The organism is Paraconexibacter antarcticus, from assembly GCF_024220175.1.
GTDB lineage: Bacteria > Actinomycetota > Thermoleophilia > Solirubrobacterales > Solirubrobacteraceae > Paraconexibacter > Paraconexibacter antarcticus.
The window spans coordinates 1,442,810-1,461,777 of record NZ_CP098502.1; the positions used below are offsets into that span (position 1 = coordinate 1,442,810).

The 18,968-nt window shown below is 73.3% G+C and carries 19 protein-coding genes; 8 read left to right on the forward strand and 11 right to left on the reverse strand.

Features of this window, described 5'->3' with window-relative positions; translation table 11 throughout:
* Window positions 1-30 precede the first annotated feature (30 nt).
* The 3 genes from NBH00_RS07210 (at window position 31) to NBH00_RS07220 (ending at window position 4,112) form a co-directional block, all read left to right on the forward strand.
* Window positions 31-540 (forward strand): MaoC family dehydratase, encoded by a 510-nt coding sequence (locus tag NBH00_RS07210; RefSeq protein WP_254572667.1) that lies wholly within the window; start codon window positions 31-33, stop codon window positions 538-540.
* Window positions 541-870: 330 nt separating this feature from the next.
* A complete protein-coding gene (locus NBH00_RS07215) occupies window positions 871-2,682 on the forward strand; it encodes a phosphoenolpyruvate carboxykinase (GTP) (protein WP_254572668.1) in 1,812 nt (603 codons plus the stop codon).
* A 137-nt stretch (window positions 2,683-2,819) separates the two neighbouring features.
* A complete protein-coding gene (locus NBH00_RS07220) occupies window positions 2,820-4,112 on the forward strand; it encodes a Glu/Leu/Phe/Val family dehydrogenase (RefSeq protein WP_254572669.1) in 1,293 nt (430 codons plus the stop codon).
* Here NBH00_RS07220 and NBH00_RS07225 read toward each other — a convergent pair.
* The gene (locus tag NBH00_RS07225) at window positions 4,103-4,909 is read right to left on the reverse strand and encodes a HugZ family pyridoxamine 5'-phosphate oxidase (protein WP_254572670.1); all 807 of its coding nucleotides are present in this window, start codon (window positions 4,907-4,909) and stop codon (window positions 4,103-4,105) included. The genes NBH00_RS07220 and NBH00_RS07225 overlap by 10 nt on opposite strands.
* 10 nt (window positions 4,910-4,919) lie before the next feature.
* Window positions 4,920-5,483, reverse strand: a complete 564-nt coding sequence (locus tag NBH00_RS07230) for a hypothetical protein (RefSeq protein ID WP_254572671.1) — start codon at window positions 5,481-5,483, stop codon at window positions 4,920-4,922.
* 58 nt (window positions 5,484-5,541) lie between these two features.
* Between NBH00_RS07230 and mobA the strand changes: the two genes are divergently transcribed.
* A complete protein-coding gene (mobA, locus tag NBH00_RS07235) occupies window positions 5,542-6,150 on the forward strand; it encodes a molybdenum cofactor guanylyltransferase (RefSeq protein ID WP_254572672.1) in 609 nt (202 codons plus the stop codon).
* 13 nt (window positions 6,151-6,163) lie between these two features.
* Here the strand turns inward: mobA and NBH00_RS07240 are convergent, their stop codons facing one another.
* Together NBH00_RS07240 and moaA are read right to left on the reverse strand one after the other, a co-directional pair.
* Window positions 6,164-7,996, reverse strand: coding sequence for a cytochrome c biogenesis protein DipZ (locus NBH00_RS07240; RefSeq protein WP_254572673.1), 1,833 nt, complete (start codon window positions 7,994-7,996; stop codon window positions 6,164-6,166).
* 67 nt (window positions 7,997-8,063) lie between these two features.
* The gene (moaA, locus tag NBH00_RS07245) at window positions 8,064-9,068 is read right to left on the reverse strand and encodes a GTP 3',8-cyclase MoaA (protein WP_254572674.1); all 1,005 of its coding nucleotides are present in this window, start codon (window positions 9,066-9,068) and stop codon (window positions 8,064-8,066) included.
* 38 nt (window positions 9,069-9,106) lie between these two features.
* Here moaA and NBH00_RS07250 point away from each other — a divergent pair, with 38 nt between their 5' ends.
* Window positions 9,107-9,607: a nuclear transport factor 2 family protein gene (locus tag NBH00_RS07250; protein ID WP_254572675.1), complete on the forward strand. Its 501-nt coding sequence runs from the start codon at window positions 9,107-9,109 to the stop codon at window positions 9,605-9,607.
* A 44-nt stretch (window positions 9,608-9,651) separates the two neighbouring features.
* On the opposite strand, the gene NBH00_RS07255 is transcribed toward NBH00_RS07250, so the two are convergent.
* From NBH00_RS07255 to NBH00_RS07275, 5 genes are all read right to left on the reverse strand, one after another.
* A complete protein-coding gene (locus tag NBH00_RS07255) occupies window positions 9,652-9,813 on the reverse strand; it encodes a hypothetical protein (protein WP_254572676.1) in 162 nt (53 codons plus the stop codon).
* On the reverse strand, window positions 9,810-10,796 hold the full coding sequence (locus NBH00_RS07260; protein ID WP_254572677.1) for a GTP-binding protein: 987 nt from the start codon (window positions 10,794-10,796) through the stop codon (window positions 9,810-9,812). The genes NBH00_RS07255 and NBH00_RS07260 overlap by 4 nt, the downstream gene beginning before the upstream one ends.
* A gap of 15 nt (window positions 10,797-10,811) precedes the next feature.
* Entirely contained in the window at window positions 10,812-12,815 is a 2,004-nt protein-coding gene (locus NBH00_RS07265; protein ID WP_254572678.1) for a protein meaA, read from the reverse strand.
* Window positions 12,816-12,944: 129 nt separating this feature from the next.
* Window positions 12,945-14,531 (reverse strand): MFS transporter, encoded by a 1,587-nt coding sequence (locus tag NBH00_RS07270; protein WP_254572679.1) that lies wholly within the window; start codon window positions 14,529-14,531, stop codon window positions 12,945-12,947.
* Entirely contained in the window at window positions 14,524-15,015 is a 492-nt protein-coding gene (locus NBH00_RS07275) for a MarR family winged helix-turn-helix transcriptional regulator (RefSeq protein WP_254572680.1), read from the reverse strand. The genes NBH00_RS07270 and NBH00_RS07275 overlap by 8 nt, the downstream gene beginning before the upstream one ends.
* Before the next feature lie 127 nt (window positions 15,016-15,142).
* On the opposite strand from NBH00_RS07275, the gene NBH00_RS07280 reads away from it, so the two are divergent.
* Window positions 15,143-15,967: a class I SAM-dependent methyltransferase gene (locus tag NBH00_RS07280; protein WP_254572681.1), complete on the forward strand. Its 825-nt coding sequence runs from the start codon at window positions 15,143-15,145 to the stop codon at window positions 15,965-15,967.
* Window positions 15,968-15,977: 10 nt separating this feature from the next.
* Complete coding sequence (locus NBH00_RS07285; protein ID WP_254572682.1) at window positions 15,978-16,841, forward strand: MBL fold metallo-hydrolase; 864 nt, start codon at window positions 15,978-15,980, stop codon at window positions 16,839-16,841.
* Between the two features lie 136 nt (window positions 16,842-16,977).
* Here NBH00_RS07285 and NBH00_RS07290 read toward each other — a convergent pair whose 3' ends face one another.
* Window positions 16,978-18,123 carry a winged helix-turn-helix domain-containing protein gene (locus NBH00_RS07290; protein WP_254572683.1) on the reverse strand — a complete coding sequence of 382 codons (1,146 nt, stop codon included), beginning with the start codon at window positions 18,121-18,123 and terminating at the stop codon, window positions 16,978-16,980.
* Window positions 18,124-18,210: 87 nt separating this feature from the next.
* On the opposite strand from NBH00_RS07290, the gene NBH00_RS07295 reads away from it, so the two are divergent.
* On the forward strand, window positions 18,211-18,498 hold the full coding sequence (locus NBH00_RS07295; protein WP_254572684.1) for an ATP-dependent Clp protease adaptor ClpS: 288 nt from the start codon (window positions 18,211-18,213) through the stop codon (window positions 18,496-18,498).
* Window positions 18,499-18,638: 140 nt separating this feature from the next.
* Here NBH00_RS07295 and NBH00_RS07300 read toward each other — a convergent pair whose 3' ends face one another.
* Window positions 18,639-18,965: a hypothetical protein gene (locus tag NBH00_RS07300; protein ID WP_254572685.1), complete on the reverse strand. Its 327-nt coding sequence runs from the start codon at window positions 18,963-18,965 to the stop codon at window positions 18,639-18,641.
* Between the last annotated feature and the right edge of the window lie 3 nt (window positions 18,966-18,968).

Consider the following 18,968-nt stretch of genomic DNA (forward strand, 5'->3'; position numbering starts at 1 on the left):
AGCTGACCCCCTGAGACGCAGGAGACCCACATGTCCGACGATTTCACCACCGACCAGCGCGAGCGCGAGGCCAGCGGCGGCCACGCCTACGGCCGGTACTTCGAGGAGTTCGAGGAGGGCGCGGTCTACAAGCACTGGCCCGCCAAGACGGTCACCGAGTCCGATGACCACCTCTTCTGCCTCATCACGATGAACCACCACCCGCTGCACCTCAACGACGTGTACGCGGCGCAGTCCCAGCAGAAGCGCAACGTCGTCGTCGGGCCGCTCGTCTACTCCCTCGCGCTCGGCATGAGCGTGTCGGACATCTCCGGCAAGGCCATCGCGAACCTCGCGACCGAGGAGCTCTCGCACCCGAACCCGGTCTTCCACGGCGACACGCTGTTCGTCGAGACGGAGGTCCTCTCGAAGAAGGCCTCCGCGTCCAAGCCCGACCGCGGCGTCGTGAAGGTCCACACGAAGGTCCTCAACCAGGACGGCGTCCTCGTCGCCGAGTTCAAGCGCCTCGTCCTCGTCCCGAAGAAGAACCCGGGCGCCTGAGCGGCCGCCGACCGGCAGCGAACCCCCACGAGATGGGTGGGGTTCGCTGCCACCCGGGTCCCCGACCCCGATGTGCGGCAGGACCCTGCCACAGCGCCACGCCCTTCCGGGGCCGCGGTGTGCAGGCTCTTCGACGGACATCCGGGCGTCACCTGACGGCCCGTCTGGTGTTGAACCTCCTGGAGCCGGGCAGGTGTCTGCTGCCTCGAGTCGCCGGGACGCTTCCGGCACAATGCCCCGATAGTCTTCACCGATCGCCCCGGCCGCCTGACGCGCCGGGGACTTCGTTTTTCCCATGGCCGTATCAACCGACCTGTCACACAGGAGTTCATGCACGTGAGCGAGACCGCCGCCGCCCCCACGAAGAACGCCAAGCTGCTGGCCTGGGTAGAGGAGATCGCCGCTCTCACCCGCCCCGAGGCCATCCACTGGTGTGACGGGTCCGCCGAGGAGTACGAGTCCCTCTGTCAGGGCCTCGTCGACGCCGGCACGTTCAAGCGGCTCTCGGACGCGAAGCGCCCGAACTCGTACCTCGCCTGGTCGGACCCGTCCGACGTCGCCCGCGTCGAGGACCGCACGTTCATCTGCGCCGCTACCGCCGAGGAGGCCGGCCCGACGAACAACTGGCGCGAGCCCGCCGAGATGCGCGAGGTCATGAACGGCCTGTTCGACGGCGCCATGGTCGGCCGCACGATGTACGTCCTGCCCTTCTCGATGGGCCCGCTCGGCTCCGACAAGTCGTACATCGGCGTCGAGGTCACGGATTCGCCGTACGTCGCCGTCTCGATGCGCGTCATGACCCGCATGGGCCAGAAGGCGCTCGACGTCCTCGGCGAGGACGGCGAGTTCGTCCCCTGCGTGCACTCGATCGGCGCCCCGCTCGCCGAGGGCGAGGCGGACACCGCCTGGCCGACGAACGCCGAGACGAAGTACATCGTCCACTACCCCGAGACGCGCGAGATCTGGTCCTACGGCTCGGGCTACGGTGGCAACGCCCTGCTCGGCAAGAAGTGCCTCGCCCTGCGCATCGCGTCGGTCATCGCCCGCGACGAGGGCTGGATGGCCGAGCACATGCTCATCCTCAAGCTCACCTCGCCCGAGGGCAAGGTCAAGTTCGTGACCGGCGCCTTCCCGAGCGCCTGCGGCAAGACGAACCTCGCCATGCTCGTCCCGACCCTCGAGGGCTGGACCGTCGAGACCGTCGGCGACGACATCGCCTGGATGAAGATCGGCGAGGACGGTCGCCTCTACGCCATCAACCCGGAGGCCGGCTTCTTCGGCGTCGCCCCGGGGACCGGGTACGACACGAACCCGAACGCCATGGCCTCCATCACGGAGAACACGGTCTTCACGAACACGGCCCTGACCGACGACGGCGACATCTGGTGGGAGGGCATGACGAAGGAGAAGCCCGCCCACCTCGTCGACTGGCACGGCAACGACTGGACCCCCGAGTCCGACGTGCCGGCCGCGCACCCGAACTCCCGCTTCGCGGTGAGCGCCGGCCAGTGCCCGTCGATCGCCCCCGAGTGGGAGGACCCGACCGGCGTGCCGATCGACGCCTTCCTCTTCGGCGGCCGCCGCGCCTCCGTCGTGCCGCTGGTCCGCGAGGCCACAAGCTGGGAGCACGGGACGTTCCTCGGCGCCACGATGTCCTCGGAGATGACCGCGGCCGCCTTCGGCACCGTCGGCCAGCTCCGCTTCGACCCCTTCGCGCAGCTCCCGTTCGCCGGCTACAACATGGGCGACTACATCGGCCACTGGCTCTCGATGGCCGAGCGGACCGACGTGGACAAGCTCCCGAAGATCTTCTACGTCAACTGGTTCCGCAAGGACGAGAACGGCAAGTTCCTGTGGCCCGGGTTCGGCGAGAACTCGCGCGTCCTGGAGTGGATCTTCCGTCGCGTCGACGGTGAGGTCGAGGCCGTCGGGACCCCGATCGGCAACGTCCCCGCCCCGGGCACCCTCAACACCGAGGGCCTGGACATCTCCGACGAGGAGGTCGCCGCGCTGCTCGCCGTCGACACCGAGGCCGTCAAGGCCGAGCTCCCGCAGGTCGAGGAGTTCCTCGCGAAGTTCGGCGACCACCTTCCCGCCGAGATGACGAAGCAGCTCGACGCGCTGAAGGCGGCGCTGGGCTAGCGACGGATCGCCCGGGCGGCACGGCGCCGCCCGAGCGACCGGCAGGGACCGGCGCGGCCGCTCAGGCCTCGCCGGGGCCGGTCGGCTGGACGCATGGACGCCACGCCGGCGCCCACGCTCGCGGGTAGGGTCGGCTCATGGCCCTGGACATGCATGCGGTCGCCGGCGTCCACGAAGGCTCCGAGTGGGTCAGCGAGCTCTACCGGATCGCCGCCACCCAGTTCGCCGCCACGGCGGACGTCCTCGATCTCGACCCCGAGCACCGCACGCGCCTCCTCGAGCCGCGCCGCGCGCTGACCGTCAACTTCCCGATCCGGATGGACGACGGGTCGGTCCGCGAGTTCACCGGCTACCGCGTGCAGCACACGCTGACGATGGGTCCGACGAAGGGCGGCTTCCGCTACGCCCCGGTCGTGTCGCTCGGCGAGTGCGCCGCGCTCGCGATGTGGATGACGTGGAAGTGCGCGCTGCTCGGGCTGCCGTTCGGCGGCGCCAAGGGCGGCGTGCGCTGCGACCCGACGACCCTCAGCGCCGGCGAGCTCGAGCGCATCACGCGCCGCTACACGGCCGAGCTCATCCCCGTCATCGGTCCCGACCGCGACATCCCGGCGCCGGACATGGGCACCGGCGAGCGCGAGATGGCGTGGCTCTACGACACGTACTCGCAGGCGATGGGCTACGCGGTGCCGGCCGTCGTCACCGGCAAGCCGGTCGTCCTCGGCGGCCTCGAGGCCCGGCAGCCCGCCACGGGCCTCGGCTGCGTCTACGTCATCGAGGCGATCCTCGAGCGGCTCGGCTGGGTCCTGCGTGACCAGCGCTTCGTCGTGCAGGGCTTCGGCAACGTCGGCCGCGTGGCCGCCCGCGAGCTCCACGCCATCGGCGCGACCGTCGTCGGCGTGGGGGACGTCTCGGGGGGCGTCGTGGACCCCGACGGGCTCGACGTCGAAGACCTCGCCGCCTGGTCGGACGAGCACGGATCGCTCGCCGGCTACCCGCGAGCCCCTGCCGTCGGTCGTGCCGAGATCCTCGAGACCGAGTGCGACGTCCTCGTCCCCGCCGCCCTCGAGCGCCAGGTCACCTCCAAGAACGCCGACGCCCTGCGGTGCCGGCTCGTCGTCGAGGCGGCGAACGGCCCGACGACCCCGGAGGCCGAGGCGATCCTCGCGCGCCGCGGCATCCGCGTCGTCCCCGACGTGCTGGCGAACGCCGGCGGCGTCACCGTCAGCTACTTCGAGTGGGTCCAGGACCACCAGCGTTACTCGTGGGACGGCCTCGAGCTCCAGGAGCGCCTGCGCCGCATGATGCGCGCCGCGGCGATCAAGGTCTGGGAGGGCTCGGAGGAGCACGGCGTCGACCTGCGGACCGCCGCTCTGACCGTCGCGGTGCGCCGCGTCGCCGACGCGGGCGCGCGACGCGGCATCTACCCCTGAGCGCGGGCGCGGTGCGTGAGCTCGACCGTCGCGGCGCGCAGGTCGCCGGGGGCGGTCGCGACCTCGGCGAAGGCGAGACGGACGTCGGTGGGCCGCGACCCGGCGGGTCCCTCGACCCGCAGGACGAGGCCGTAGCGGTCGATGAGCACGCACGGGGCAGCCGTCGCGTCCGGCCGGCCCGCGAGGCCGTGCGCCATGTCGAGCAGTGCGTCGGCGTGATCGGCGTTCAGGTGGACGATCGCGCCGGCGGCGGCGGGCGCCGTCGGGTCGGGCTCGGCGGCGGCGTAGGCCGCGCCGTCGACCGAGGCCATACGGGCGAAGCCGCCGACCCACCGCACGCGCTCGACCTCGAGCACCCAGAGGCTGAAGTCGTCCCAGCCGGCGTATCCCGCCGCGCTCGGGACGGCCGCCACGTGCGCGGCCCGCGCGGCGTCGGCGGCGGCGCCCTCGGGCCGGACGACCCGGCCCGCGAGCGTGACGCGGGCGGCGTCGAGCGCCTCCTCGGCGCCGGTGGCGCCCGTCGCGACCGTGACCGCCAGCGAGGCACGCGGGTCGCGGGCGAGGTTGCGCCCGTGCTCGGCCATCGTCGAGACGAGCAGCACCGGGAAGCCCTGCGGCGTGAGCCCGTACGTCACCGTCGACGCCCACGGCCCGCCGTCGTCGGACAGCGTCGCGAGCGTCCCGACCGCCGCGCCCGCGACGAGCGTCCGGGCCTCCTCGGCGGGGGACGGCGCGGGCGGGGGCGGCGGCGCGCCGGGGTCGGCCGGTGCCGGCGTCAGGTCGTGGCCGCTCGGCACGGGGCGGAGCTCAGTGCCCGCCGCCGCCGCCGGTGGCCGCCGGCGGGCGGGACTCCTCGGCGAGGGACGTGATCGCGAGCGCGCCGCGCGCCGCCTCCATGAGGACCTCGCCGGCCTCCTCGGCGGAACGGGCGTAGAGCTCGACGAGGAGGTGGACGACGATCGTGTCCTCCTCGTGCTTGTGGAAGCGGACATGGGTGAAGAACTCGCGGGTGCCGTGCTCGCCGAACGCGGCGTAGCTCAGCGCGTCGCCCGCCTCCGGACCGGAGCACGTCTCGACGTCCTCCGCGTCGACGGACACGGTGCAGGAGGCGACCCACGGCGTGCCGGCGACCATCCGCTCCCAGCGGTCCTCGATGCGGTCGACGCGGCCGCCGACGAACGCGAGGTGTGGCTGGTCGTGCATGCAGTCCAGGCACTGGACGACCGCCTCCTGGAGCTCGTCGACGACCTCGGCGCGCTCACCGGTCTCGGGATCGATGCGATGGATCCCCTCGTAGTGCACCTGCACCTCGAGCTCTTGGGACCAGCAGCGGTAACAGCGCAGCCAGGGACGGGGTTCGTCGTTGCTCATGCCCTGTCGATCATAGAGTCGTGCCTGCGTCCCCGCCCGCGGCCGTAGAGTGCCGGCGATGGCCGCCCCCCGTCACCCCGCACCGCTGCCGTGCGCCGGCGCCGTGCTCGCCGGGGGCGCCGGGCGCCGCATCGGCGGCGACAAGGCGACGGTCCCGGTCGCCGGGCGCCCGCTCCTGCTGCACGCGCTCGCCGCCGTCACGCGGGTCGCGCGACCGGTCGCCGTCGTCGCCCGCACGGACTCGGCGCTGCCGCCGCTGCCGGAGGGCGTGACGCGGGTGGACGAGCCCGACGGCGTCCGCCATCCGCTGGCGGGCGTCGTCCACGCCCTCGAGCGGGCCGGGGGCCCGGTGCTCGTCTGCGCCGCCGACCTGGCGCTGCTGGACCCGGCGACCCTGCGGGTGATCCTCGTCGCCGCCGCGCTCGCCCCCGGCGCGCCGGCCGTCGTCCCCCGCACCGGCAGACAGCTGCAGGTGCTCTGCGCGCTCTACCGGCCGGCGGCCCTGCCCGGCCTGCGCGCCCGCGGCGAGGACGCCCGCGCGCAGGACGTCGTCATGGGGCTCGGCGCCGCCGTCGTCCCGTTCGAGGACGCCACGCCGTTCTTCAACGTCAACACCCCGGAGGACGTCGGCCGCGCCGAGGCCCTGCTCGCGGCCCGCGAGCGCTGAGCGGGCCCGTCGGCTACCCGAAGGTGAAGGCGTAGCCGGTGACGCCCGGCGGGAGCTTCAGGTGCAGCTCGTGCTCCCCGGGGGCGGGGAGGTCGACCATCGTGTACAGGCGCTGGCCCGTGACGGTGACGCCGCTGCGCGGCGCGCCGTCCAGCGTCACGCCGACCGTCCGGGCGGTGCCGCCCCGCGACGAGAGCACGAGGTACACGTGCTGCGCGAGGAAGTGGACGTCGATCGTCGCCGCCCTGCGGGCGGTCGCCGACTCCTTGTCGATCGCCCACTGGCCGCCGTAGGAGAAGCTGTTGAGCGGCAGGTCGGCGCCCGTCGCCGCGCGGTAGTCGTGGGGGCCGTCGAGCGGCCCGGAGGGGACCCAGCCCTGGGCCCGCGCGGTGCCGAGGTACGTCTCGGGGGTGATCTGGCCCTTGGACACCGAGATCGTCCCGGTCGCCGTCGCGCCGGCGCCGAGGTCCTTGTCGCCGCGTTCGGCGAGGAGGGCGCGGATCGCCGCCTCCGACTGCTTGTACTCACCCTCGCCGAAGTGCGCGCGGCGCACCTGGCCCTTGGCGTCGACGAGGTACTCGGCCGGCCAGTACTGGTTGCCCCAGGCGTTCCAGGTCTTCAGGTCGTTGTCCTGCACGACGGGGTAGCGGAGCTTGTTCTGCCTGATCGCCGCGGCGACGTTCGACGTCTTCTTCTCGAAGTCGAACTCGGGGGAGTGGACGCCGACGATGACGAGGCCCTTGCTGCGGTACTTCGCGTCCCAGGCCTTGAGGTAGGGCAGCGTGCGGATGCAGTTGATGCAGGTGTACGTCCAGAAGTCGATGAGGACGACCTTGCCCCGCAGCGACGCCATCGTCAGCGGCCGGCCGTCCGCGGTGTTGAACCAGTGCCCGTCACCGGCGAAGTCGGGGGCGTCGCCGAGCTTCGCGAGCTTCGGCGTCGTGACGCCCGGCAGGCCGGGGCCGCCGCCCGCTCCGGCCTGGCTCGGCGTCGGCGTCGCGTCGGACGAGCCGGTGACCGCGCCGTCGGTGGCGGCAAGAGCGACGGGGGTCGCGGAGGCGGTCTTGTCGGCCCGCTCCTGGGCCACCTCGAAGCGCGACTTCCCGCGGAGGTCGGCCAGGCGCTTCTTCACCGCGGAGGACTTCTCGAGGCCCTCCGTCGGGTTGACGACGGCGTTCGGCAGGTGGTTGGCGATCGCGGTCTGGAAGCGCGTGTCGAGCGAGAAGACCATCGCGACCGCCGTGAGGACCATGACCGCGCCGAGCGCCTGCTGCACCTGCGCCCCGCGGCCGCCGCGGCGGACGCGGTCCAGGAGCCCGCGGCCGCCGAGCGCGAGGGCGAAGAGCACCGCCGCGGAGCCGACCGCGTAGGCGAACCCGACGACGACGGTCTTGCCGGTGGCGGCGCTGACCGCGATGACCGCCGCCAGGATCGGGCCCGCGCACGGCGCGTAGACGAAGCCGAGCGCCGCGCCGACGCCGAGCCCGCTGACGAAGCCGTCGCCGGTCTGCTGCGGGCCGAAGCGCGCCAGGCGGGACAGGGGGGCCTCGACCCGGTCGGCGAGCTTCGGCACGAGCACGACGGCGCCGAACCCGAGCAGCGCGACGATCGCGATGTCACGGGTGAACGAGTCGCCGAGGCCGACGCCGTCGACGACGCTCGACAGCCCGACGATCGTCACCGTGAAGGTCACCGTCAGGCCGGTGACGACCCCGAGCGGCCGGCGGCGGCCGCCGGAGCCCGCGGCGGAGAGCAGCGCGGGGAGGACCGGCAGCACGCACGGGCTGACGGCCGTACCCGCGCCGGCGATGAGGGCGAAGAAGGCGAGGACGAGCACTTCTCGCATGCTTTCGCAGCGGGCTTGCGTTTGGATGAACTGCTGCGCGCCAGGTCCGGGCGGACCCGGAAGCGGGTCAGCCGCCGATGGCGCTCATCGAGCGCAGCGGCTGCACGAACCCGGGCTCGTTCACCCGGTGCTTCAGCTCCTTCTTCCACACCGCGGCGCGGATGATCGCCTCGACCTCGGCGTCGCTCGAGCCGTCGCGCAGCGGCGTGCGCAGGTCGGTCTCGTTGTGCGAGAAGAGACAGGTGCGGAGCTTGCCGTCGGCGGTGAGGCGGATGCGGTTGCAGTCCCCGCAGAACGGGTCGCTCACCGGGTCGATGAAGCCGAGCTGGCCCTGGCCGTCGGCGAAGCGGTACACGCGTGCGGTGGCGGACGGCTCGCGCGGCACCTCCTCGAGCGGGTAGACGGCGTGGACCGCGGCCCGGATCTCGGCGCCGGACAGGACGCTGTCCGGGGTCCAGTTGCGGTCGGCGTCGAGCGGCATGAACTCGATGAACCGCACCTCGTAGGGGTACTCGCGGGCGAACCGGGCGAAGGGCAGGGCCTCCTCCTCCGTGAACCCGCGCATCGCGACCGCGTTGATCTTGATCGGGTGCGCCTGCGGGTGGGCGGCGAGCTTCTCGATGCCCTCGAGGACCTGGGGAAGGGCGTCGCGGCGCGTGAGCGCGAAGAAGCGGTCGCGCTGCAGCGAGTCGATCGAGACGTTGAAGCGGTGCACCCCGGCGGCGACGAGGGCGTCCGCGTCGCGGGCGAGGAGGTAGCCGTTCGTCGTGACGCTGAGGTCCTGGAGCCCGGGGATGCGCGCGAGGCGGGCGGCGAGCGCCGGGAAGTCGCGGCGGACGAGCGGCTCGCCGCCGGTGAGGCGCACGTCGTGGACGCCCATCGCGACGAGCAGCGTCACGAGGCGCTCGATCTCCTCGAACGTCAGGACCGACGAGCGCTCGAGCCACGGCAGGCCCTCGGCGGGCATGCAGTACTGACAGCGGAAGTTGCAGCGGTCGGTGACCGACACGCGCACGTCCTGGATGAGGCGCCCGTGGCCGTCGACCAGGGGTGTGCGCGGCAAAGTGGTCACGGCGTCAAGCCTACTGCGATGACGTACGCTGGCACGCGATGACCGTCGTTCGCCGTCCCGCCCGTCCGCGCGCCCGCCGGGCCGTCCCCGTCGCCGGCTGCCTCGCGATCCTGCTGGCCGGGTGCGGCGGGCGCACGAGCGACAAGCCCGAGGTGAAGGCGCTCACCCCCGAGGCGCAGGTCCGCGTGATCGTCGAGAGCTTCGGCCGGGCGACAGCGAACAAGGACTACGGCCTGATCTGCACGCGCCTCGTCGCCCGGTCCCTCTCGGACCATGTCGAGGAGCTCGGACTCCCGTGCGAGCTCGCGTTCAAGAAGGGCCTCGGCGCCGTGAAGGGCGCCGACCTGCGGATCGACGGCGTGACCGTCCGGGGGAACGTGGCGTACGCGAAGGTCCACACGACCGCCGTCGGCCAGGCCCCGTCGGACGACACGATGAAGCTCGAGCGCATCGCGGGCCAGTGGCGCATCGCGTCGCTCGACGATCCGGCCGGTTCGCGACGGGCGGCCGCGAAGGCGTCGCGCTTCCGCTTCTTCTAGGCGAGGCCGGGCGCCGGGTGGCCCGGCGGCCCGCGCCGGGCGGGCTAGCGCCGGACGAGCACGAGGACGAGCGCCGCGGCGAAGCCGAGCTGGCCGAAGGTCATCGCCGTGCCGAGGTTCGTCGCGCCGACCGCGAGCGCGACGAGCGTCGCCCCGGCGAAGGCGCCGAGCACGATGAGCAGGTCGGTGCGGCGGTGGGCGTTCATGCGGTCCCCATGATGCCGGGTGCGGCGGCCTCGAGCGCCGCCACGAGCGTCGGGATGTCGTCGCCGGGGTCCTGCGCGGCGAGCAGGCGCCCGGCGTCGCGGCGGCCGCCGACGGCGCGCAGGCCGCGCTCGCCGTGCTCGACGACGAAGTCCGCCAGGGCGCTCGCCCGCCGCGAGGCGAGGCGACGGGCCGGCAGGTCGAGCGTCGCGCGATGCGCGTCGAGTGCCTGCGTCAGCTCCGCCATGCCGACGGGCGGCGACGCGACGGCGCTGACGGCCACGACGGCGGTGTCGCGGGATCCCGCCGACCGCAGCGCGGCGGCGAGGTCGCGCCGCGCCCGCAGCGCGATCTGCCCGAGGTCCGCCTTCGTGACGACGAGGACGTCCGGGATCTCCATGATCCCCGACTTCAGGAACTGCAGCGAGTCGCCCGACCCCGGCTGGACGATGACCGCGACGGTGTCGGCGACCTCGCTGATCTCGGTCTCGGACTGGCCGACGCCGACGGTCTCGATGACGACGACGTCGAAGGCGATCGCGAGCGCGTGGGCGGCGGCCCGGGTCGCCGGCGCGAGGCCGCCGAGCCGGGTGCCCGCCGCCGTCGAGCGGATGAACGTCGCGGCGTCGTGCGGGTCGAACGTGATGCGCGCGCGGTCGCCGAGCAGCGAGCCGCCGCTGCGCCGCGACGACGGGTCGACGGCGAGGACCGCGACGCTGCGGTCCTGGCCACGCCACTCGCGGACGAGCGTGCTGAGGAGCGTCGACTTGCCCGCGCCGGGCGGGCCCGTGACGCCGATGACGTGCCCGGCCGCCTCCGCGCCGAGCGCGGTGGGGGAGACGCCGCCGAGGAGCGCCGCGATCTGGGGCCGGGCCGCCGCGCCCCGGTTCTCGACGAGGTTCAGGACGGCCGGCGCGGCGGCGAGGTCGCCGTCGCGCAGGCGCGCCGCGAGCGCGGCGCCGTCCGGCGGGCCCGCCGCGGCCATCGGTGCCCGACGCTCCTAGGCCGCGCCGGCCGCCGCGGGGTCCGCGATGCCGTTGTGCTCGGCGACGAGGGCGACGATGTCCCGCATGATGCGGCGCATGTCGAAGTCCTTCGGCGTGTAGACCGCCGCGACGCCGGCGTCCTTCAGCGGCTGCTCGTCGGCCTCGGGGATGATGCCGCCGACGACGACCGGGGCGTCGACGCCCGCCTCGCGCAGCGACGTGACGATGTCCGGGATGAGCTCGCGGTGGGAGCCGCTGAGGATCGAGAGGCCGACGACGTGGACGCCCTCCTGCAGCGCGCTCTGCGTGATCTGCGCGGGCGTGAGGCGGATGCCCTCGTAGACGACGTCCATGCCCGCGTCGCGGGCGCGCACGGCGATCTGCTCGGAGCCGTTCGAGTGGCCGTCGAGACCGGGCTTGCCGACGAGGATCTTCAGCCGGCGGCCGAGCGCGTCGCTCACGCGGTCGACCTCCTCGCGGAGCGCCTCGATGTCCTGGTCGTCGGCGCCGGCCGCGGCCTCGCCGACGCCGGTCGGGCCGCGGTACTCGCCGAAGGCGTCGCGCAGCGCCTGCGACCATTCGCCGGTCGTGACGCCGGCGCGGGCGGCGGCGATCGTCGCCTGCATGATGTTCTCGTCGGTGAGGGCGACGCGCCGCACCTCGGCGAGGGCGGCGTCGACGGCGGCCTGGTCGCGGCTCTCGCGCCACGCGGCGAGCGCCTCGATCGCCTCCTGCTGGACGCCGAGGTCGACGGTCATGATGCCGCCCTCCTCGTCCATCAGCGGCGACGGCTCGGTCTCCGTGTACTTGTTCAGGCCGACGACGATCTGCTCGCCCGCCTCGATGCGGTGGATGCGCTCGCGGTGGGAGTCGACGAGCGCGGCCTTCATGTAGTCGACGCCGGCGACGGCGCCGCCGTGCTCGGCGACGACGGCCATCTCGGCGCGGGCGCCCTCGAGCAGCTCGCTCACGAGGCCGTCCATGACCACGGACCCCTCGAAGATGTCGGGGTACTCGAGCAGGTCGGTCTCGTAGGCGAGCACCTGCTGCATCCGCAGCGCCCACTGCTGGTCCCACGGGCGGGGGAGGCCGAGCGCCTCGTTCCAGGCCGGGAGCTGGACGGCACGGGCACGGGCGTTGCGGCCCATCGTCACCGCGAGCGCCTCGAGCACGATGCGCTGGACGTTGTTCTCCGGCTGGGACTCGGTGAGGCCGAGCGAGTTGACCTGCACGCCGTAGCGGAAGCGCAGCTGCTTCTCGTCCGTGACGCCGTACCGCTCGCGGCCGAGCTCCTCCCAGAGGATGCCCATCGCGCGGAGCTTCGCGTGCTCCTCGACGAAGCGGACGCCGGCGTTCACGAAGAAGCTGATGCGGCTGAAGACCCTGCCCATCTGGTCCTCCTCGACGCGCTCGCGGACGGCGTCGAGGACCGCGATCGCGTTGGACATCGCGTAGGCGATCTCCTGGACCGGCGTCGCGCCCGCCTCCTGCAGGTGGTAGCTGCAGATGTTGATCGGGTTCCACTTCGGGACCTCGGTCACCGTGTAGGCGACCATGTCCGCGATGAGCCGCATCGACGGGCCGGGCGGGAACGCGTAGGTCCCGCGGGCGAGGAACTCCTTGATGATGTCGTTCTGCGTCGTGCCCTGGAGGAGCTGCTGGTCGACGCCGGTGTCCTCCGCGGTGACGATGTACAGCGCGAGCAGCCAGGCCGCCGTCGCGTTGATCGTCATCGACGTGTTCATCTTGTCGAGCGGGATGCCGTCGAGCAGCTGCTTCATGTCGCCCTTGTGGGCGACCGGCACCCCGACCTTGCCGACCTCGCCGCGCGCGAGCTCGTGGTCGGCGTCGTAGCCCGTCTGCGTCGGCAGGTCGAAGGCGATCGACAGCCCGGTCTGGCCCTTGCTCAGGTTCGACCGGTAGAGCTCGTTGGACTTCTTCGCGGTCGAGTGCCCCGCGTACGTCCGCATCATCCACGGACGGTCGCGCTCGGGCAGGCGGTGCTCGGTGTCGGACATGGCGCGGATTCTACGTGAGCGCCCGCGCCTCCGGCCCGTCCGTAGCGGGACGCAACCTTCCCGCCGTCGGGCGTCCCGACCGACAGCTCGCGCAGACCCCTCCTGCGTGAGCTGTCAGTCGCGGCGGCCTCAGGCCTCGACGGCGACCGGCACGTCGGCGAGCGGGGTGCCCGCGGCGGCGGCGCTCTCCTCGGCGGCCAGTGAGGCGGCGTGGGCGTGCGCCGGGACGCGCTTGTCGATGAGCAGCCAGGCGAGGCCCGACCCGAGGACGGCGACCGCGCCGGAGATCCGCAGGCCGTCGTTCAGCGCGTAGAGGAAGGCGTCGCGGGCGGCGTCGCCGACGGCGCCGGGGACCGACGTGGAGCCGCCGGCGCCGAGCCCGTCGACGATGCGGCTGCGGGCGCTCTGGGGGAGCTGGGGCAGGAGGTGGTCCAGACGGCTGCGGCCGAGGGCGCTGATGAGCGCGCCCATCGCCGCGACGCCGAACGTCCCGCCGACCATGCGGCTCATCGAGAGCGTGCCCGAGGCGACGCCGGCCTTCGTCGGGTCGACGGCGTTCATGGCCGCGGTGCTCATCGGCGACATGACGAGGCCGATCCCGGCGCCCATGACCATGAAGGCGCCGAGGAGCTGCCCGTAGGCGGTGTCGACGGCGAGGTGGCCCTGCCAGAAGAGGGAGACGCCCGTGAGGAAGAGGCCGGCCGAGATGAGCGGCCGCGGACCGACCTTGTCCGCCAGGCGCCCGGCGATCGGCCCGGCGAAGATGATGATCACCGTCATCGGGAGGAAGCGGACGCCCGCCTGGAGCGGTGAGTAGCCGCGGACGTTCTGCAGGTACAGCGCGAGGAAGAAGAACGTCGCCAGCATCGAGAAGCTCACGAGGAACGCGACGATGTTCGCGCCGAGGAAGCCCCGCGAGCGGAAGAAGGAGAAGTCGACCATCGGGGCGGCGACGCGGGCCTCGACCCGCGTGAAGACCGTCAGCAGGACGACGGAGGCGGCGAGCAGCCCGACGGTCCGGCCCGAGCCCCAGCCCCACGAGTTGCCCTCGATGAGGGCGAGGATGAGCGCCGTGAGCCCGGTCGAGAGCGCGAGGAGGCCGGCGTAGTCGATCGTCCGCGGGGCGCTCTCGTCGCGCGACTCGTGCGCGGCGAAGAGGGTGACGACCACCGCCGCGGCGGCGACCGGGAGGTTGAGCAGGAAGATCGACTGCCAGGAGACGTGCTCGACGAGGAAGCCGCCGAGGACCGGGCCGATGGCGAGCGCCATCGCGCTGACGCCGGCCCACGTCCCGATCGCCTTGCCGCGCTCGTGGGGCGGGAACGCGTTCGAGATGATCGAGAGCGTTGCGGGCATCATGAACGACGCGCCGAGGCCCTGGACCGCGCGCCAGCCGACGAGCCAGCCGGTCGACTGCGCGAAGGCGATCATCGCGCTCGAGCCCGCGAAGACGACGACGCCGGAGAGGAACATCCGGCGGCGGCCGAAGATGTCGCCGAGCCGCCCGCCGGTGACGAGCAGGACGGCGAAGGACAGGGTGTAGGCGTTGACCGTCCACTCCAGGCCCGAGACGGACGAGTGCAGGTCGTGCTGGATCGTCGGCAGCGCGACGTTCACGACCGTGTTGTCGAGCATGATCATGAAGAGCGCGAAGCACATCGCGCCGAGGGTCCACCACCGGCGGTTGTCGTCGGTGAGGCGGAGGCGGTCAGGCATGTGCGGGTCCTTCCGGGGTGGTCGCGCCGGCGTCGGCGCGGAGGGTCAGGAGGGCGGCGTGGAGCGCGTCGCGCTGGGCGTCGGTGAGCCCACCGACCCACGTCTCGACGCCGGCCAGGCGGACGGCCTCGAGCTCGCGCAGGACGCGGCTGCCCTCGGCGGTGATCGTGAGGCGCTTGATGCGGCGGTCGGAGGGGTCCTCGCGGCGGGCGACGAGGCCGCGCTGGAGGAGGCCCTCCGCGGTCCGGCTCGCCGCGGGGAGCGACATGGCGAGGCACGCGCCGAGGTCCTTCACGGAGTGCTCGCCGCCGTTGGCGTCGTTGAGGGTGTGCAGCGTCTTCATCTCGGTGAGCGACAGGTCGTGGGCGTTGAGCGCCTCGACGACGCGACCGCCGGTCCCGCGCATGAGCTCGTGGAAGAGCCACACGAGATCCTCGGCGAGGGCGGCACCGGTCGCTTCCGCACGCGCATCGGTTGCTTGCATGAAAGCAAGTATTGCATTTCTGGTGATCATTGCAAGCGCAACTTCCGCGCCGAGGCCCGATAAGAGCCCAACTGGGGGACAGCGATCGGGTCTCGGCGGTGGGAGGGGCGGTACGGTCCGCGGTCCGATGCTCGCCCGTGCCGCTCTCAGCCTCCGTCTGCGTACGGCCGACCTCCGCGACCGGGTCACCGGCCGGGCGGACGCCCTCGTGCCGCCGCGGCGCCTCGAGCACATCGGCCACAGCGACTTCGTCGCCACGGGGGACGAGTTCGCCCGCCACTTCGTCGCGCTCGGGGGCCTGCGGCCGTCCGACCGCGTCCTCGACGTCGGCTGCGGCATCGGGCGCATGGCGCGGCCGCTCACCGCGCTGCTCGGCCCGGACGGCAGCTACGACGGCTTCGACATCGACCCCTCCGGCGTGGACTGGTGCCGCGAGCACTACGCCGCCTTCCCGCGCTTCCGCTTCCAGGCCGTCGACGTCGCGAACCCGCGCTACAACCCGGGCGGCGCGCTGGCCGCGCACGCCTTCCGCTTCCCCTACGAGGACGGCGCCTTCGACTTCGTCCTGCTCACGAGCGTGTTCACCCACCTGCTGCCCGGGGACGTGGACCACTACCTCGCGGAGATCGCGCGCGTCCTCGCGCCCGGCGGCCGCCTCTTCGCGACGTTCTTCCTCCTCGACGACGAGGCGCGCGCGCTCGTCGCCGCCGGCCGCTCGTCGCTCGCCTTCCGCCTCGACGCGCGGAGCGACGGCCTGCCGCCGGGGGACGAAAACCACGCGGTCGTCGACCCGGAGATCCCCGAGGAGGCGGTCGCCTTCGCCACGGCGTGGGTCGGGGCGGCGCTCGCCCGCCACGGCCTGCGGGAGGCCGGGCGCCACCCGGGCTCGTGGTGCGGCCGCGCCGCGTTCACGAGCTACCAGGACATCCTCTGCGCGGAGCGACCCCACTAGGCTGCCGGGCGTGAGCATCCAGGAGATCGATCTGCACCACTGCGGCGTGGAGCACGCCATCTGCGCCTACGCGGACGTCGAGGAGGGGTGGATCGTGGACCCCGGCCCCGAGGTCTCGCACGAGACGCTGCTCGCCGCCCTCCCCGAGGACTTCGCCGCGACGACGATCCTCCTCACGCACATCCACTTCGACCACGCGGGCGCGACCGGCCGCCTGCTCGAGCGCTGGCCGAACGCCGAGGTCTGGGTCCACGAGCGCGGCGCCGGCCACCTCATCGACCCGACGAAGCTCGTCGCCTCCGCGACCCGCATCTACGGCGACGACTTCGACCGCCTCTGGGGCAAGGTCCTGCCGCTCCCGCAGGAGAACGTCCGCATCCTCACCGGCACCGAGTCGCTCCCCGGCTGGCAGGTGCAGTACACGCCGGGCCACGCGTCCCACCACGTGAGCTACCTCCACGACGGCACCGGCACGGCGTTCACCGGGGACGTCGCGGGCGTGCGCATCCTCGACGGCCCGGCGTTCCCGCCCACGCCGCCGCCGGACATCGACCTCGACCTCTGGCGGGAGTCGATCGACCTCGTGCAGTCGTGGGCTCCCGCCGCGCTCGCGCTGACGCACTTCGGGCGCTACACCGACGTCGACGCGCACCTCGACGCCATGCGCCGCCAGATCACCCACTGGGGTGAGGTCGCGCGGACGTCCGACGAGTCCGCGTACGCCGACGCGGTCCGCAGCTACATCGAGGGCGAGGTCACGGACCCCGTCGCGCGCCGGGGCTACGAGCAGGCCAATCCGCCGTCGACGCTCTTCGCGGGCATGAACCGCTACTGGACGAAGAAGGCCGAGCGCGAGGCGGCGGCGGGCGCGTAGGACCCAGGCCAGCTCGCGGGCCGGCAGGTCCATGAGCAGCGCGTCGCGCCAGACGCCGTCGGGCCGCCGCGCAGGGCGAGGCCGGGTGGGAGCGGCGGCGACTCGGGCCGTCCGTCCGGGGCGGCGCCCGGCGCCGTCATGCGAGCGCCGCGCGCAGCGCCGGGGCCGCGGACGCCGGGCGGACCTCGCCGAGGGCGACGGCGTCGCAGCCGACCCACGTGGCGGCCTCGCGCAGCGCCGTCGCCATCGCGTCGATCGCCCGCGGCTCGACGGTGAGGGTCTTGGCGACGAGCGTGCGGCCGTCGCGCCCGGGGTCGACGCGGCCGACGAGCCGGCCGCCCGCGAGCAGCGGCATCGCGAAGTAGCCGTGGACGCGCTTGGGCGCGGGCGTGTAGGCCTCGAGGCGGTGGACGAAGCCGAAGATGCGCTCGGTGCGCGCGCGGTCCCAGGCGAGCGTGTCGAAGGGGGAGAGGAGCGTCGTGCGGTGGCGACCCTTCGGGAGGCCCGCGGCGAGCAGGTCCGGGTCCGCCCACGCGGCCTTGCCCCAGCCCCGGACGGTCACGGGGACGAGACCGCTGCCGCCGACGACGGCCGCGACGTCGGCCTGCCTGAGGCGGTGGAAGTCGGTGAGGTCGGCGAGCGTCGCGACCCCGAGCGCCCGGCCGGCGATCGCGACGAGGCGCCGGCGGCACTCCGCGTCGTCGAGGGTGTCGCCGACCGCGAGCGCCTCGGCCGGGAGGACGCGCTCGGGCAGGTCGTACACGCGCTTCCACGCGCGCCGCTCCGAGCAGACGACCGCGCCGGTGTCGAGGAGGTACTCGACGGCGATCTTCACGTCCGACCAGTCCCACCAGACGCCGCCCCGCTTCGCGCCGCCGAGGTCCGTCGAGGTCATCGGGCCCTCGTCGCGCAGCCGGGCCAGGACGGTGTCGCAGACGGACGGCTCGACGGCGTGCCAGCGCCAGCCGCGCTCCCCGTAGTGGCGGCGGCGGAACGCGAACAGCGGCCACTGCTCGGCGGGGAGGACGCAGGCCGCGTGCGCCCAGTACTCGAAGGCGTCGCCGGACCAGTACGCGGCGTCGACCGCGGCCCGCCCGACCGCTCCGAGCCGGGCGTACGCGACGAGCTCGTGCGAGCGCGCGAGGACGCTGATCGTGTCGAGCTGGACGGCCGCGAGCCGCTGCAGCAGCGCCGGCACCCCGCCGCGGCGGTCCGGCGCGCCGATCATCCCCTGGGCGCGCAGGGACAGGCGGCGGGCCTCGTCGGCGGTGAGCTCCTCCATCGCCGGCCCAACCTAGCGCCGGAATGCGCGCGAAGTGCGTCCGCGCCCCTTCCGCCGGGGCCTCCCGCCGGGTAAGGTCCGTGCCGTATGTCCCAGACCATCGAGCTTCCCCGGACGTCAGGTCCGGACGGAGCGCTCGGCGGCGCATGGCGTGTCATCGTCCGCAACGACGACCACAACACGTTCGACCATGTCGCGCTGACGCTCGCCCGTCTCATCCCTGGCATCGACACCTCCCGCGGCTACCAGATCGCCGACCGCATCCACCAGACCGGCCTCGCCATCGTCTGGTCCGGCCACCAGGAGCTCGCCGAGCACTACTGGGGTCAGCTGCAGGACGCGGGCCTCACGATGGCCCCCCTCGAGAAGGGCTGACCCACCGTCGGACGCCGTGGTCGGAGGGGCGTCACGGGCGAGCGCGTGCGCCGCCGCCGGACAAACCGCCCCACAACGCACCGCGCCCGACCAGAGGCCGGGCGCGAGAGCGAACGACGAAGCGGTGAGGGGAACGTCGCTCAGGCGGCGTCGTCCTCGGCGAGGGGCGTCATCGCGCCCTTCGAGACGACGTCCTGCCAGGCGTAGACGACCGGCACCTGGTACCAGCTCGACGAGGTGGTCCGGAAGCGGATGGCCTCGGGACCGTTCCAGTAGGCCTCCCAGTCGGCCTTGTTCTCGAACTCGACGACCTGGAGGATCTTGTAGCGGTCGTCGCGGCCGCGGTACACCGAGTACGCGGTGGCGCCGTAGCGCAGCGACACGGCCGCGAACTCCGTCACCGCCGCCTCGAGCTTGTCGCCGCGGAAGCCCGTGGCGTACCAGGGAATGTGAACAGCTCCGGCCATGGG

What these genes read in the sequence shown, in the direction of transcription:
- NBH00_RS07270 (WP_254572679.1), bottom strand. Translation starts at nt 14,531, where the DNA reads ATGCCTGACCGCCTCCGCCTCACCGACGACAACCGCCGGTGGTGGACC.
- mobA (WP_254572672.1), top strand. Translation starts at nt 5,542, where the DNA reads ATGGCCGCCCCCCGTCACCCCGCACCGCTGCCGTGCGCCGGCGCCGTG.
- NBH00_RS07290 (WP_254572683.1), bottom strand. Translation starts at nt 18,123, where the DNA reads ATGGAGGAGCTCACCGCCGACGAGGCCCGCCGCCTGTCCCTGCGCGCC.
- NBH00_RS07230 (WP_254572671.1), bottom strand. Translation starts at nt 5,483, where the DNA reads ATGAGCAACGACGAACCCCGTCCCTGGCTGCGCTGTTACCGCTGCTGG.
- NBH00_RS07220 (WP_254572669.1), top strand. Translation starts at nt 2,820, where the DNA reads ATGGCCCTGGACATGCATGCGGTCGCCGGCGTCCACGAAGGCTCCGAG.
- NBH00_RS07300 (WP_254572685.1), bottom strand. Translation starts at nt 18,965, where the DNA reads ATGGCCGGAGCTGTTCACATTCCCTGGTACGCCACGGGCTTCCGCGGC.
- NBH00_RS07260 (WP_254572677.1), bottom strand. Translation starts at nt 10,796, where the DNA reads ATGGCCGCGGCGGGCCCGCCGGACGGCGCCGCGCTCGCGGCGCGCCTG.
- NBH00_RS07250 (WP_254572675.1), top strand. Translation starts at nt 9,107, where the DNA reads ATGACCGTCGTTCGCCGTCCCGCCCGTCCGCGCGCCCGCCGGGCCGTC.
- NBH00_RS07275 (WP_254572680.1), bottom strand. Translation starts at nt 15,015, where the DNA reads ATGCAAGCAACCGATGCGCGTGCGGAAGCGACCGGTGCCGCCCTCGCC.
- NBH00_RS07210 (WP_254572667.1), top strand. Translation starts at nt 31, where the DNA reads ATGTCCGACGATTTCACCACCGACCAGCGCGAGCGCGAGGCCAGCGGC.
- NBH00_RS07255 (WP_254572676.1), bottom strand. Translation starts at nt 9,813, where the DNA reads ATGAACGCCCACCGCCGCACCGACCTGCTCATCGTGCTCGGCGCCTTC.
- NBH00_RS07265 (WP_254572678.1), bottom strand. Translation starts at nt 12,815, where the DNA reads ATGTCCGACACCGAGCACCGCCTGCCCGAGCGCGACCGTCCGTGGATG.
- NBH00_RS07295 (WP_254572684.1), top strand. Translation starts at nt 18,211, where the DNA reads ATGTCCCAGACCATCGAGCTTCCCCGGACGTCAGGTCCGGACGGAGCG.
- NBH00_RS07280 (WP_254572681.1), top strand. Translation starts at nt 15,143, where the DNA reads ATGCTCGCCCGTGCCGCTCTCAGCCTCCGTCTGCGTACGGCCGACCTC.
- NBH00_RS07240 (WP_254572673.1), bottom strand. Translation starts at nt 7,996, where the DNA reads ATGCGAGAAGTGCTCGTCCTCGCCTTCTTCGCCCTCATCGCCGGCGCG.
- NBH00_RS07215 (WP_254572668.1), top strand. Translation starts at nt 871, where the DNA reads ATGCACGTGAGCGAGACCGCCGCCGCCCCCACGAAGAACGCCAAGCTG.